The organism is Escherichia sp. MAL-1 (assembly GCF_052948035.1).
Map to the genome: position 1 here is coordinate 4,040,431 of NZ_CM129609.1, position 13,933 is coordinate 4,054,363.

The following is a 13,933-nucleotide window of genomic DNA, read 5'->3' on the forward strand; positions in this document are numbered from 1 at the left end:
GAATCCTGCGCCTTTTACTTTAACAGTTAGCTTTTATTGCAGGCGGCCATGGCACTGCTTGTATTTTTTACCAGAACCGCACGGGCAAGGATCGTTACGTCCTACTTTGCGCTCTCCGGTTTGCGCCGCCAGTGCAGCTGCGGCTGCAGAGTCGTCATCCTGATGGCTAAGCTGCTGCATTTGCGCTAAACGCTCGGCTTCCATACGACGCTGTTGTTCCAGCTCCTCAACCTCTTCAGGCATACGTACCTGAACTTTGCTCAGCGTACTGATAACTTCATATTTCAACGACTCCAGCATCGCTGCAAACATGGAGAACGATTCACGTTTGTATTCCTGCTTCGGATCTTTCTGTGCGTAGCCACGCAGGTGGATACCCTGACGCAGATAGTCCATCGCTGCCAGGTGCTCTTTCCACAGGGAGTCAAGCGTTTGCAGCATGACGCCTTTCTCGAAGTGACGCATCATCTCAGCACCAACCACTTCTTCTTTACGCTGATACACTTCGATGGACTGCGCCAGAATGCGCTCACGCAGCGTCTCTTCATGCAGTTCTGGTTCTTTATCCAGCCACTCGGCAATTGGCAAATCGAGGTCGAAATCGTTCTTCAGACGTTCCTGCAGCCCCGGAATATCCCACATTTCTTCCAGCGACTGTGGTGGAATGTAGGCATCAATGGTCGCTTTGAACACATCTTCACGAATGCTGTTAATGGTTTCGCTCACATCGCTGACATCCAACAGTTCGTTACGCTGGGAGTAAATGGCGCGACGCTGATCGTTAGCCACGTCATCATATTCCAGCAGTTGCTTACGAATGTCGAAGTTACGGCTTTCAACTTTACGCTGGGCGTTGGCAATCGCTTTAGTCACCCACGGGTGTTCAATGGCTTCGCCTGGCTTCATACCCAGTTTACGCATCATGCCGGATACTCGGTCGGAAGCAAAAATACGCATCAGCGCATCTTCCATCGACAGGTAGAAACGGGAAGAACCAGCATCCCCCTGACGACCAGAACGACCGCGCAACTGGTTATCGATACGACGGGATTCGTGACGCTCGGTACCGATGATATGCAGGCCACCTGCTTCCAGTACCGCATCGTGACGTACCTGCCAGTCGGCTTTAATTTTTTCAATTTGCTCTGCGGTCGGATTTTCCAGCGCGGCAACTTCTGCCTGCCAGCTACCACCGAGCACAATATCTGTACCACGACCCGCCATATTGGTCGCGATAGTCACCGCAGCCGGATAACCTGCCTGAGCAACAATCGCCGCTTCGTTGGCGTGGAATTTGGCGTTCAGGACGTTGTGCTTAATACCGGCTTTGGTCAGTTCGTTTGACACCAGCTCCGATTTTTCGATGGAGATAGTACCCACCAGCACCGGCTGGCCTTTTGCAGTACGTTCTTTGATATCTTCAATGATCGCCTGAATTTTTTCCGCTTCAGTCATGTAGACCAGGTCCGGCAGATCTTTACGAATCATTGGACGGTTGGTCGGAACAACGACGGTATCCAGCTTGTAGATTGAGCTAAATTCGAAAGCTTCGGTATCAGCAGTACCGGTCATCCCCGCCAGTTTTTCATACAGACGGAAGTAGTTCTGGAAGGTGATCGAAGCCAGCGTTTGGTTTTCGTTCTGGATCTGCACACCTTCTTTCGCTTCCACAGCCTGGTGCAGACCATCGGACCAGCGACGGCCCTGCATGGTACGACCGGTGTGTTCGTCAACGATGATAACTTCACCATCTTTAACGATGTAGTCGACGTCACGGGTAAACAGCGCATGAGCGCGCAGCGCCGCCGTTACGTGGTGCATCAGCATGATGTTGGCCGGAGAGTACAGAGACTCCCCTTCATCCATGATGCCCTCTTTCACCAGCAGTTCTTCAATCAGCACCAGACCACGTTCGGTCAGGTTCACCTGGCGAGATTTTTCGTCCACCGAGAAGTGGCCTTCGCCCTGGAAGGTTTCGGAGTCTTCTTTTTCCTGACGGATCAGGTGCGGAATAATTTTATTCACGCGTTTATACATTTCCGAGCTGTCTTCTGCCGGGCCGGAAATGATCAGCGGTGTACGCGCTTCATCGATCAGGATGGAGTCCACTTCGTCCACCAGCGCATAGTGCAGTTTACGCTGTACACGTTCTTCAGGGCTGAACGCCATGTTGTCGCGCAGGTAGTCAAAGCCGTATTCGTTGTTCGTACCGTAAGTGATGTCAGCTGCGTAAGCTTCGCGCTTTGCCGGTGCTGGCATGCCCGGCAGGTTGATACCGACAGTCAGGCCAAGGAATTCAAACAGCGGACGGTTGTTTTCGGCGTCACGTTGCGCCAGGTAGTCGTTGACGGTAACTACGTGCACGCCTTTACCGGTTAGTGCGTTCAGGTAAGCAGGCAGCGTTGCGGTCAGGGTTTTTCCTTCACCGGTACGCATTTCGGCGATGCAGCGTTCGTTAAGAACCATACCGCCGAGTAACTGAACGTCGAAGTGACGCATACCAAAGACGCGCTTACTTGCCTCACGTACCACGGCGAAAGCTTCCGGGATCAGATTTTCCAGCACTTCGCCTTTTTCCAGACGTGCACGAAACTCTGCGGTTTTCCCTTTCAGTTCTTCGTCGGAGAGTTTTTCCATCTCCGGTTCCATGGCATTGATGATGTTGACCACTTTGCGCATCCGGCGCAGGGTGCGATCGTTACGACTACCGAAAACTTTAGTTAACAATTTGATTAGCATAATAAAATCTCAAACGCCCCGCGTTGCGGAGTTAATAAAATGAAGTAAAGGTTTATTGTTGTTAGGTGAGGCGTTGAGGGCCAGCACGGATGCCTTGCGCCTGGCTTATCCAGACGGGCGTGCTGAATTTTGCTTGTGGGGTAAAATGCGCATAATCAATGCGATAACCCTTTTCAGACGGCGTGCCTTCCTGGGTCAGCAGCGCGCTGAGCGTATCCAGTAATGCAAGATGTTGCGCCTGAAGAGGCAAAGATTCTTCAGCAACGGGCAGTGTTTGCGGTGCCATTGCGAAAGAAAGATGACGGATTACCGTGCGAATGGCATGTTGATGCCAGTAATCAACGGAATAGTTCGAATTCGGGCGGCGTGTGTTCGCTTCCAGCAAGGCCAATTGACCAAAGTTAACTTTGGCTGAAGGCTCGTGGTTGCGGGTTGTCGCTTTTGCGGGCGCGTTTGGTTCGGCGGCGTTGCTGAGCGCAGGCAAACCTAAACTCGCCGCAACCATCCCTAATAAGAGATGCGGCCAGAAGTAGCGTTTACCAAACTGTCGCCAGCGCGTCAGTATTCCACTCACGTTATTGCCATCCCGATCGTATTCAAACGTATTTAGCGCACAAATCTTATCATTAAAGCCTGCAGTCCACAGCACGAATGAAGATAAGTTGTGCGGAAAAGTGCTTAAGAAAACAGCGTTCGCACCGTTTTTTATAGCTCTTATAAAATTCAAAAAAAAACGACTGGTTCACCTGGCCGGAGAGAGTGCCAGATTTGCCAGTCGAATTTTATACGACAGTATAAATGTCGTTATGCCAGTACAGCTGAAGGCGCTTTGAAGGCCAACGGCAGTTCTGCGTCGTCCTGGAAGGTCACATATTCCCAGGCTTCCTGTTTCGCCAGGACAGCCTGCAGCAGTTTGTTATTCAGTGCATGACCGGATTTATAAGCGGTAAATGCACCAATAATATTGTGACCACACATGAACAAGTCACCGATCGCATCGAGCATTTTGTGACGCACAAATTCGTCTTCAAAACGCAGGCCGTCTTCGTTCAGTACGCGATAATCGTCAACAACGATGGCACAATCGAAGCTGCCGCCCAGGCACAAACCACGGGACTGCAGATATTCGATATCACGCATGAAACCGAACGTACGCGCACGGCTGATCTGGCGCATAAACGCATCAGCGGAGAAGTTCATCGCATAGCGCTGGTTGCTGGAATCAATAGCCGGATGGTTAAAATCGATGGTGAAATCCAGCGAAAAACCATTGTACGGCTTAAATTCAGCCCACTTATCGCCATCTTCGACACGAACAGTCTCTTTGATGCGAACAAATTTTTTGGCGCAGTTCAACTCGTCGATACCGGCGTCAAGCAGCAGGTATACAAACGGAGCGGCGCTGCCGTCCATGATCGGGATTTCCGGCGCGTTAACTTCGATAACAATGTTATCGATGCCCAGGCCCGCGAGAGCAGCATTGAGGTGCTCTACGGTTGAAATCCGTACATCATGCTCGTTGACCAGACACGTACAGAGCATGGTATCACGCACAGATTTGGCATCGGCCGGGAAATCTACCGGTGGATTCAAGTCGGTGCGACGATAGATGACCCCGGTGTTGGCCGGCGCAGGGCGTAACGTCAGGGTGACTTTCTTGCCGGTATGTAAACCGACACCCGTCGCCTGAACGATACGTTTAAGTGTCCTTTGTTTGATCATCGTATTATCTCGCCAAATTACCTATCCAACCGAAGTGTACTATACATTCGGCGGGCCAGTTTAGCACAAAGAGCCTCGAAACCCAAATTCCAGTCAATTCTTAATCAGCTTGCTTACGCAGGAATGCTGGGATATCCAGATAATCCGGCTCTTTCGCAGTTTGCGGCGCATTGTCATTCACGACTTTAGCAACTGGCTTCTGCTCCTGGGTCAGCGGAGCCATCCCATGCTGCTGGTAGCGATCCATCACTGGCTGCTGAACCTGCTTATTGGTCACCAGAGTGATTTCAGGACGTTTGTCCATGCCGATACCTGTCGCAACAACAGTTACGCGCAGCTCGTCATTCATATCCGGGTCAAGAGAAGTACCGATAACCACAGTCGCGTTGTCGGAAGCAAATGCACGGATGGTGTTACCTACCGTTTCGAACTCATCCAGACGCAGGTCGAAGCCCGCTGTGATGTTAACCAGCACGCCGCGTGCGCCAGACAGGTCGATATCTTCCAGCAGCGGAGAAGAAATAGCCATTTCAGCAGCTTCTTCCGCACGGTCTTCACCGCTCGCCACGCCAGAACCCATCATTGCGTAGCCCATTTCAGACATTACGGTGCGTACGTCTGCAAAGTCCACGTTCATCAAACCCGGACGAGTAATCAGTTCGGCGATGCCCTGAACAGCGCCTTTCAGTACATCGTTCGCTGCGCCAAACGCATCCAGCAGGGAGATACCGCGGCCCAGAACTTTCAGCAGTTTGTCGTTCGGGATAGTGATCAGAGAGTCCACATGCTTGGACAGTTCAGTGATCCCCTGCTCCGCGAATGCCATACGCTTCTTGCCTTCAAAGTTGAAAGGCTTAGTGACGACAGCAACGGTCAGGATACCCAAATCTTTTGCCACTTCAGCGACGACTGGTGCTGCACCTGTACCGGTACCACCACCCATACCCGCAGCAATAAAGACCATGTCTGCACCTTCCAGCGCCGCACGCAGTGCATCGCGATCCTCATCAGCCGCATTGCGGCCAACTTCTGGATTAGCGCCAGCGCCCAGTCCTTTGGTGATACCGCTACCGATTTGAATCGTCTGTCCAACCGCTGTTTTACGCAGCGCTTGTGCATCGGTATTTACCGCGAAGAATTCAACACCTTCAATACGCTCGCGCACCATGTGTTCAACAGCATTACCGCCGCCGCCGCCGACGCCGATGACTTTAATCACCGCGTCATTGGTAAGTTCCATTGGTTCAAACATAGTTTCTCTCCGATTTGTGCCTGTCGCCTGAGGCCGTAATCATCGTCGGCCTCATAAAAATTAAAACTCTTTTCGCAGCCAACTATTGAGTCGCTTGATCCACGAGCCAACTGATGCTGTAACACGTTTTTCTACTTCAGCTTCACCGTTAAGATGTGACTCTTTCCCATAGTGAAGCAATCCCACCGCCGTCGAATAATACGGCTCCTGAGCATAATCCGTTAAACCGATAATGTTCAGCGGCGCGCCGATACGCACTTGCGTATGAAACACGCGCTGAGCACAGGCTGCAAGACCTTCGATCTGCGCTGCGCCACCGGTTAATACAATGCCTGCCGCCAGGTGATGTTTAACCCCTTGTTGGCGAAGCTTTTCCTGCAACTGCAATATCTCTTCGTTGACCAGGTTGAGCAGCTCGGTATAGCGCGGCTCGATCACCTCTGCCAGGGTCTGACGTTGCAGACTCCGCGGCGGACGACCACCTACGCTCGGCACTTCCACGCTCTCATCTTTTCCAACGATGGAACCCAGCGCACAACCGTGGCGAACTTTAATCGCTTCGGCGTCGCTTGGCGGCGTGCCAAAGGCGTAAGCGATATCACTGGTCACGACATTGCCAGCATAAGGAATTACCTTAGTGTGGCGCAATGCCCCACCGGTATAAACGGCGATATCCATTGTACCACCACCGATATCGACGACGCAGACACCCAGTTCACGTTCATCTTCCGTCAATACCGAATAACTTGATGCCAGTCCGGCAAATATCAGTTGGTCAACTTTCAGCCCACAACGTTCAACCGCTTTGACGATGTTTTTCGCCATATCGTTGTGACATGTGATCAGGTGCACTTTTGCCTGCATCCGCACGCCCGAAAGTCCTACCGGATTCTTGATCCCTTCCTGATAGTCAATCGCATACTCTTGCGGGATCACATGCAGCACACGATGCTCATCGCGCACACGCACCGATTTCGCGGTATGGACGACGTTTTCCACATCTTCTTGCGTCACTTCTTCTTCAGAAATAGGCACCATACCAATTTCATTCTGGCAGCTGATGTGCTTACCAGAAAGCGCCAGATATACCGAAGAGATCTGACAATCTGCCATCAATTCTGCCTGGTCAATGGCGCGTTGTACGCACTTGACCACGGATTCGAGGTCGTTCACCCCGCCTTTATCCATACCACGCGACGGGCAGCTGCCCACGCCAATGATATTGACCATACCGTCGGGCAGAACTTCCCCTACTAAAGCGGCAACCTTCGCGGTACCAATCTCCAGTCCTACTACCAGTTTTCTGTCCGTCGCCTTGATCATTGTTGTTCTGCCTGTGCCTGATTTTGTTGCTGAGTAGATTCCTCTGGCGGCAAGGGCGCCCAGCCTACTGCCGCTCCAGAGTCATAACGCAAATCAACGTAGCTAATCCGTTTGCCATCGGTTTGCGCCTGCTGCTGTAAAACCGGATAAAGTTCTACAAAGCGAGCCAAACGTTTCATCGTATCGCCCCGGCCAAGATTGAGCTTAATATCGTTATTCAGCGTCAACTGCCAGGAACGCCGCGCGGTCATCGCCGCTTCCTTCAGAGTAAATCTGTCCTTTGCCAGCATCTGCCCCATTTCGCGATAGCCCTGCAACACTTCATTGGCGCTGCCTTCCGGGCCATACAGCATTGGAAGCACCTGCTTGCTGGTGCGTTCTGGCGGCACGCTGAAGGTATTTCCTTCCGCGTCTACCATATGTTGATCATTCCACCGCGCAATCGGCACATATTCAACCAGATGAATCTTCAATTCATCAGGCCACTGCTTTCTGACGCTCACCTGCTTAATCCACGGCAGGCGTTGTTCTATTTGCGTCTGGATGATGTTGACATCCTGGGTCATAAAGGTACCCGGCTCACCCAATGCCAGGATCGACTGCCGGATATCGTCATTACGTGTGTAATGGCGTTCACCGGTCAACACCAGCTTTGAGAGCGGCAGGCGTTGCGCATCTTCCATCCAGCCCAACACGACCCAGCCGCTCACCAACACTGTCGTTAAAACGGTCAGCAGGAAAAGGATCCCCGCCAGACGCGTTCCATTATTGCGGCGAGAAGAAACCTCTTCTTCGCTGTTTCGCGTGTTCAGAGCAGCCTGCGACATATTAGTCCGCCAGTTCCAGAATTCGTACTACCAACTGCGAGAAGCTCATACCTGCCTGACGTGCCGCCATCGGAACCAGGCTGTGGCTGGTCATACCCGGTGAGGTATTGGCTTCCAGCAGATAAAACTGTCCATCGCTGTCCAGCATAACGTCAATACGTCCCCATCCTTTGCAACCTAACGTCGTCCATGCTTTCAGCACTAATGCCTGCAAATTGGCCTCATGTGACGCTTCCAGACCTGCGGGGCAGAAATACTGTGTCTCATCAGAGAGATACTTCGCCTCATAATCATAGAAGGTTCCGGACGGTTGAATACGTATTGACGGTAAAATTTCTTCACCGAGTATCGCAACCGTGAACTCCGGCCCACTTAGCCATTTTTCAATCAATACTTCTTCATCGTGCTGAAATGCCAATCTTAATGCATCTTGTAGAGCATTTTCTGCTACTACTTTTGACATTCCCACACTGGAACCTTCGCGGCTCGGCTTAACGATAACCGGCAAACCCAGAGCAGAAATTTCTGCTAACTGCTTATCGCTCAGGCCTTTTTCAAACTCTGCGCGGGTTAACGCTACCCACGGCGCGACCGGTAAACCGGCACCTTGCCATAGAAGTTTGCTGCGTAGTTTATCCATTGAAAGCGCAGATGCCATCACTCCGCTTCCGGTATAAGGCAAGCCCATCAGCTCGAGCATCCCCTGCAGCGTACCATCTTCACCGCCGCGACCGTGTAGCGCGATAAACACTTTCTGAAAGCCCATCGACTTCAGTTGCGTCACGTCGACTTCTTTCGGGTCGACAGGATACGCGTCAATACCGCCTTCACGCAGTCCGGCTAACACCGCTGCGCCAGAATTCAGAGAAACTTCCCGCTCAGCGGAGGTCCCACCCAACAGGACCGCGATTTTATCAGTCATGTTGTTCTTCCTCCGGAGTTTGCGGCTTCAGTTTGATTTCAGCTAAAGAACGAGCAATTTTTCCAATATTACCAGCCCCCTGAACGAGAATCAGGTCGTTACCGGTTAATACCGGTGCCAGCATCTCGGCTACCCGCGCCGGATCCGGCACCAGAATGGGATCAATTTTCCCACGTCCACGAATTGTGCGACACAGCGAACGGCTGTCCGCTCCCGGAATTGGCGCTTCGCCAGCCGGATACACTTCCAGCATCAACAGGGTATCAACCTGCGTCAGCACATTGGCGAAATCATCATACAGGTCGCGCGTACGGGTAAAACGGTGCGGCTGAAACAGCATTACCAGGTTTTTATCCGGCCAGCCTGCGCGCGCCGCTTTAATGGTGGCGTCCACTTCCGTCGGGTGGTGGCCGTAGTCATCGACCAGCATTGCCGTACCGCTTTTACCATTCACTGGCTCCAGCGGGAATTCACCGAGGAAATCAAAACGGCGACCAGTCCCCTGGAAGCTTTCAAGCGCCCGCAAAATAGCCTCGTCGTCAATGCCCTCTTCCGTAGCAACCGCAACCGCAGCTGCGGCGTTCAGCGCGTTATGACGACCTGGCGCATTCAGGGTGACGCGCATCGGCTCTTTGTCCTGGCGCAGCAGCGTAAAGTGCCCCTGCGGGCCAATCTGCTGATAATCTTCTACACGCACGTCGGCATCTTCGCTGAAGCCGTAAGTCGTGGTCTGACGCCCCACTCGCGGTAACAATTCGCGGATCACCGGATCATCAACACACATCACCGCACGACCGTAAAACGGCAGGTTGTGCAGAAAATTAATAAAAGTCTGTTTTAAATTCTCAAAGTCGCCCTGGTAGGTATCCATGTGGTCGGCTTCGATATTGGTGACAATCGCCACCATCGGTTGCAGATGCAGGAACGATGCATCACTCTCATCTGCTTCGGCAATCAGGTACCGACCATGCCCCAAACGCGCATGAACCCCCGCCGCTTTTACCAGCCCGCCGTTAACGAAGGTTGGGTCGAGCCCCGCTTCTGCGTAGATGCTGGAAACCATCGCGGTGGTTGTCGTTTTGCCGTGCGTTCCGGCAATGGCGATGCCATGACGAAAACGCATTAACTCAGCCAGCATTTCGGCACGACGGATCACCGGAATACGCGCTTCATGAGCGGCGACAATTTCCGGGTTATCGGCAGAAATCGCGCTGGAAACAACGACCACGCTGGCATCACGTACGTTTTCCGGGCGATGGTTGAAATAAATCGTCGCACCCAGATTCATTAACTGCTGCGTGACCGGATTTGGCGCTAAATCGGAACCACTGATCTGATAACCTTCATTGGCCAGAACTTCGGCAATACCGCCCATACCGGCACCACCAATGCCGACAAAATGTATGTGCCGAACGCGACGCATTTCGGGCACGATGGAACGCAGTTTTGCCAATTGTTGTGTATTCATTCTTTACGCCATTAACTTCTTAAATTCATACGATGCAAAAGGCATCGCTACAATTACGCCCGGGCAACCCGGCTCACTTCATTTGCCACTCGCTCGGTGGCATCCGGAATGGATGCAGCGCGGGCGCGTTCTGCCATGGTTAATAAGGTTTCTCGCGACCACCCGGCCAGGGTGTTGGCGACAGCATCCACGCTAAGCTGTGGCTGCTCGATAATTTTGGCTGCGCCCGCTTTTTCCAGCGGTAGCGCATTCCAGTATTGCTGGCGGTCTTTATGTTGAAACGGCACAAACAACGCCGGTAGTCCTGCCGCGGCGATTTCACTCACCGTTAACGCACCGGAGCGGCAAACGACGACATCCGCCCACGCATACGCCGCCGCCATATCATCAATAAATTCCGTCACTTTATGCTGCGGTTGCCCCGCTTCGGCATACGCCTGTTCAACGGATTGTTGCGAACCTTTGCCGCTCTGATGCCAGATAGTGACTGAATCACCCAGTTTCGCAGCAACCTGCGGCATTGTCTGGTTAAGAATGCGTGCGCCCTGAGAACCACCCACTACCAGCACACGAACCGGACCTTCACGTCCAGCCAAACGTTGCTGCGGCAACGGCAGCGCCAACACATCGGTACGCACCGGGTTACCCACTACTTCCGCATTAGGGAAAGCACCTGGAAACGCCTGCATCACTTTGGTGGCAATCTTCGCCAGCCATTTATTGGTTAAGCCCGCAATACCGTTTTGTTCATGAAGTACAACCGGAATGCCTAACGACCACGCGGCCAGACCACCTGGACCTGACACGTAGCCTCCCATACCGAGCACCACGTCAGGTTTGTACGCTTTCATAATCGCCCGCGCCTGACGCCAGGCGTTGAAGATACGCAGCGGGGCAGCTATCAGTGCTTTTATACCTTTTCCACGCAGACCAGAGATACGAATGAAATCAATTTCGATGCCATGTTTTGGCACTAAGTCCGCTTCCATACGGTCGGCAGTCCCCAGCCAGCGAACTTGCCAACCCTGAGCCATTAGATGGTGCGCAACCGCCAGTCCCGGGAATACATGTCCACCGGTTCCGCCTGCCATCACCATTAATCGCTTTCCTTGACCACTCATCGTGAACCTCGTACAAACGCCTGCGCTTTCTCCAGACGCGTTTCATAATCAATACGCAACAGCATCATGATGGCTGTCGACATAATCAGTAAGCTCGAACCACCGTAACTGATCAGCGGCAATGTCAGACCTTTGGTCGGTAACATCCCCGCCGCCGCGCCTACGTTAACCAGCGCCTGGAAGCTAAACCAGATGCCAATAGAACAGGCGAGAAAACCGGAAAAACGGTGGTCAATTTCTAATGCTTTACGGCCAATCGACATCGCGCGAAAAGCGACGAAGAATACCATTAAAAGTGCCAGCACCACACCGACATACCCCAGTTCTTCGCCGATAATGGCGAAAATAAAGTCAGTGTGCGCTTCCGGCAGATACTCCAGTTTTTGTACCGAGTTACCTAAACCTTGCCCCCAAAGTTCGCCGCGACCAAACGCCATCAGCGATTGCGTTAACTGATAGCCGCTGCCAAAGGGATCTTCCCACGGGTTCCAGAATGCGGTAACACGGCGGATACGGTACGGTTCGGCGAGTATCAGCAACACAACCGCTGAAATGCCCATACCGATAATGGCAATGAACTGCCACAATTTCGCTCCCGCCAGGAACAACATCGCCAGCGTAGTCACAAACAACACCACCACCGTACCAAGGTCTGGCTGTGCCAGCAGTAACACTGCCAACACCAGAATCACGCCCATCGGTTTCAGGAAGCCGCGCAGGTTATTACGTACTTCGTCGCCTTTACGCACCAGATAGTTGGCGATATAGCAAAACAGCGACAGTTTTGTCAGCTCCGCAGGCTGGATACGCAGCAAACCGAGATCGATCCAACGCGATGCCCCTTTAACCGAGCTACCCACTACCAGGACGATCATCAGCAGGATGATAGATCCGAGCAGCATCGTGGCACTGTAGCGTTGCCAGAACTCCATCGGCAGACGCAGCGTAATGATCGCCAGAATAAACGCCAAAATCAGATAGACACCATCACGCTTCGCGAAGAAGAACGGATCGTTGGTTAAGCGTTGCCCTATGGGCATTGACGCCGAGGTCACCATGATAAAGCCAATCGCCGCGAGGCCGAAGGTCAGCCACAGTAAGGTGCGATCGTACATGATCAGGCTGTCGGTATCTTTTTCCCGCGAGCCCATCACCCAGCCCTTTAGCGCCGTGGAGATCCAGACCAGGATACTGAATCCTGGCAGGCGCGGCATTTTCAGGCGAGGGAGAGATAAACGCATCAACCTAACTCCTTCGCCAGACGGGCAAACTCATTGCCTCGTTGTTCAAAGTTCTTGAACTGATCAAGGCTGGCACAGGCTGGGGAGAGCAGAACCATATCGCCCGGCTGAACACGCGGAGCCAGCAAGCGCATCGCCTGTTCCATAGTTTCGGTTTGTTCTGCCACTTCCGGGCGTAGCGCCGCCAGCTGCGCGCCGTCACGACCGAAACAATACAGACGTACGTTATCGCCATTCAGGTAACGCGCCAGTGGGCTAAAGTCCGCCGATTTACCATCGCCACCCAGCAACAAATGCAGTGTGCCGTCTACGTGCAGGCCATTCAGCGCCGCTTCCGTACTGCCGACGTTGGTCGCTTTCGAATCGTTAATCCAACGTACGCCGTTATGCTCCAGCACAACTTCAAAGCGATGCGGCAGACCAGTGAATGTGGTTAACGCTTTCAGGCTGCTGGCACGCGGTAACCCTGCAGCATCTGCCAGCGCCAGCGCCGCCAGCGCATTGGTGTAGTTATGCTGCCCGGAAAGTTTCATCTCTTTCACATTCAGCACTTTCTCGCCTTTAACCCGCAGCCAGGTTTCGCCCTGCTGATGATTCAGGTGATAGTCACCCATGTTGACGCCAAAGCTGACGCAGCGTTCATCCGCACCGCGAATCGGCATTGTTAAGGCATCATCAGCATTAACCACGCAAACTTTCGCGTTTTCGTAAATGCGCAGTTTTGCTGCACGATACTGTTGTAAACCAAACGGATAGCGATCCATATGATCTTCAGTCACGTTCAGAATGGTCGCTGCTACCGCCTGTAAGCTGGAGGTGGTTTCCAGCTGGAAGCTCGACAGTTCCAGCACGTACAGTTCACACTCATCATCCAGTAGCATCAACGCAGGCAGGCCAATATTGCCACCCACACCAACGTTAACCCCCGCCGCTTTCGCCATTTCACCCACTAGCGTGGTGACCGTGCTTTTGCCGTTAGAACCGGTAATCGCCACAATCGGTGCTTGTGCTTCGCGACAGAACAGCTCGATATCGCCAACGATTTCGATTCCGGCATCAGCGGCAGCGCTTAAGGATGGATGCGCCAGTGCAATACCGGGACTGGCGACAATCAGATCTGCCGCCATCAGCCATTCATCATTCAGACTGCCCGTGTGGCGTTCTACGGCTTCGGGTAATTTATCCAGGCCAGGCGGTGTCATACGCGTATCCATAACGCGCGGCGTCACACCGCGAGCGAGGAAAAAGTCCACGCAGGAAAGCCCGGTGAGGCCCAGGCCGATAATGACGACATTTTTACCCTGATAATCAGCCATGA

At 52.9% G+C, this 13,933-nt stretch carries 11 protein-coding genes; all 11 read right to left on the reverse strand.

Annotated elements, in window-relative coordinates:
- Positions 1–33: 33 nt before the first annotated feature.
- The 11 genes from secA to murD all read right to left on the reverse strand — a co-directional run bounded on the left by secA (position 34) and on the right by murD (position 13,931).
- Complete coding sequence (gene secA / locus ACU8XX_RS20215; protein WP_000905789.1) at positions 34–2,739, reverse strand: preprotein translocase subunit SecA; 2,706 nt, start codon at positions 2,737–2,739, stop codon at positions 34–36.
- 61 nt (positions 2,740–2,800) lie between these two features.
- Positions 2,801–3,313 (reverse strand): secA translation cis-regulator SecM, encoded by a 513-nt coding sequence (secM, locus tag ACU8XX_RS20220; RefSeq protein ID WP_000014321.1) that lies wholly within the window; start codon positions 3,311–3,313, stop codon positions 2,801–2,803.
- A gap of 230 nt (positions 3,314–3,543) precedes the next feature.
- Positions 3,544–4,461 carry a UDP-3-O-acyl-N-acetylglucosamine deacetylase gene (gene lpxC, locus ACU8XX_RS20225; RefSeq protein WP_000595482.1) on the reverse strand — a complete coding sequence of 306 codons (918 nt, stop codon included), beginning with the start codon at positions 4,459–4,461 and terminating at the stop codon, positions 3,544–3,546.
- 100 nt (positions 4,462–4,561) lie between these two features.
- Entirely contained in the window at positions 4,562–5,713 is a 1,152-nt protein-coding gene (gene ftsZ / locus ACU8XX_RS20230; RefSeq protein ID WP_000462776.1) for a cell division protein FtsZ, read from the reverse strand.
- A gap of 60 nt (positions 5,714–5,773) precedes the next feature.
- A complete protein-coding gene (gene ftsA, locus ACU8XX_RS20235) occupies positions 5,774–7,036 on the reverse strand; it encodes a cell division protein FtsA (RefSeq protein WP_016241831.1) in 1,263 nt (420 codons plus the stop codon).
- The gene (gene ftsQ, locus ACU8XX_RS20240) at positions 7,033–7,863 is read right to left on the reverse strand and encodes a cell division protein FtsQ (protein ID WP_000075748.1); all 831 of its coding nucleotides are present in this window, start codon (positions 7,861–7,863) and stop codon (positions 7,033–7,035) included. The genes ftsA and ftsQ overlap by 4 nt, the downstream gene beginning before the upstream one ends.
- 1 nt (position 7,864) lies before the next feature.
- Entirely contained in the window at positions 7,865–8,785 is a 921-nt protein-coding gene (ddlB, locus tag ACU8XX_RS20245) for a D-alanine--D-alanine ligase (protein WP_060618105.1), read from the reverse strand.
- Complete coding sequence (gene murC, locus ACU8XX_RS20250) at positions 8,778–10,253, reverse strand: UDP-N-acetylmuramate--L-alanine ligase (RefSeq protein ID WP_001096049.1); 1,476 nt, start codon at positions 10,251–10,253, stop codon at positions 8,778–8,780. Before murC ends, ddlB begins: the two co-directional genes overlap by 8 nt.
- A gap of 53 nt (positions 10,254–10,306) precedes the next feature.
- Positions 10,307–11,374, reverse strand: coding sequence for an undecaprenyldiphospho-muramoylpentapeptide beta-N-acetylglucosaminyltransferase (gene murG / locus ACU8XX_RS20255; RefSeq protein WP_000016560.1), 1,068 nt, complete (start codon positions 11,372–11,374; stop codon positions 10,307–10,309).
- Positions 11,371–12,615, reverse strand: coding sequence for a cell division protein FtsW (gene ftsW, locus ACU8XX_RS20260; RefSeq protein WP_001295532.1), 1,245 nt, complete (start codon positions 12,613–12,615; stop codon positions 11,371–11,373). Before ftsW ends, murG begins: the two co-directional genes overlap by 4 nt.
- Positions 12,615–13,931 (reverse strand): UDP-N-acetylmuramoyl-L-alanine--D-glutamate ligase, encoded by a 1,317-nt coding sequence (gene murD, locus ACU8XX_RS20265; RefSeq protein ID WP_000796481.1) that lies wholly within the window; start codon positions 13,929–13,931, stop codon positions 12,615–12,617. Before murD ends, ftsW begins: the two co-directional genes overlap by 1 nt.
- Positions 13,932–13,933 lie beyond the last annotated feature (2 nt).

Excerpts from the sequence above, each read along its gene's own strand:
- secA (WP_000905789.1), bottom strand. The coding sequence starts at position 2,739 with ATGCTAATCAAATTGTTAACTAAAGTTTTCGGTAGTCGTAACGATCGC.
- lpxC (WP_000595482.1), bottom strand. The coding sequence starts at position 4,461 with ATGATCAAACAAAGGACACTTAAACGTATCGTTCAGGCGACGGGTGTC.
- ftsZ (WP_000462776.1), bottom strand. The coding sequence starts at position 5,713 with ATGTTTGAACCAATGGAACTTACCAATGACGCGGTGATTAAAGTCATC.
- ftsA (WP_016241831.1), bottom strand. The coding sequence starts at position 7,036 with ATGATCAAGGCGACGGACAGAAAACTGGTAGTAGGACTGGAGATTGGT.
- ftsQ (WP_000075748.1), bottom strand. The coding sequence starts at position 7,863 with ATGTCGCAGGCTGCTCTGAACACGCGAAACAGCGAAGAAGAGGTTTCT.
- ddlB (WP_060618105.1), bottom strand. The coding sequence starts at position 8,785 with ATGACTGATAAAATCGCGGTCCTGTTGGGTGGGACCTCCGCTGAGCGG.
- murC (WP_001096049.1), bottom strand. The coding sequence starts at position 10,253 with ATGAATACACAACAATTGGCAAAACTGCGTTCCATCGTGCCCGAAATG.
- murG (WP_000016560.1), bottom strand. The coding sequence starts at position 11,374 with ATGAGTGGTCAAGGAAAGCGATTAATGGTGATGGCAGGCGGAACCGGT.
- ftsW (WP_001295532.1), bottom strand. The coding sequence starts at position 12,615 with ATGCGTTTATCTCTCCCTCGCCTGAAAATGCCGCGCCTGCCAGGATTC.
- murD (WP_000796481.1), bottom strand. The coding sequence starts at position 13,931 with ATGGCTGATTATCAGGGTAAAAATGTCGTCATTATCGGCCTGGGCCTC.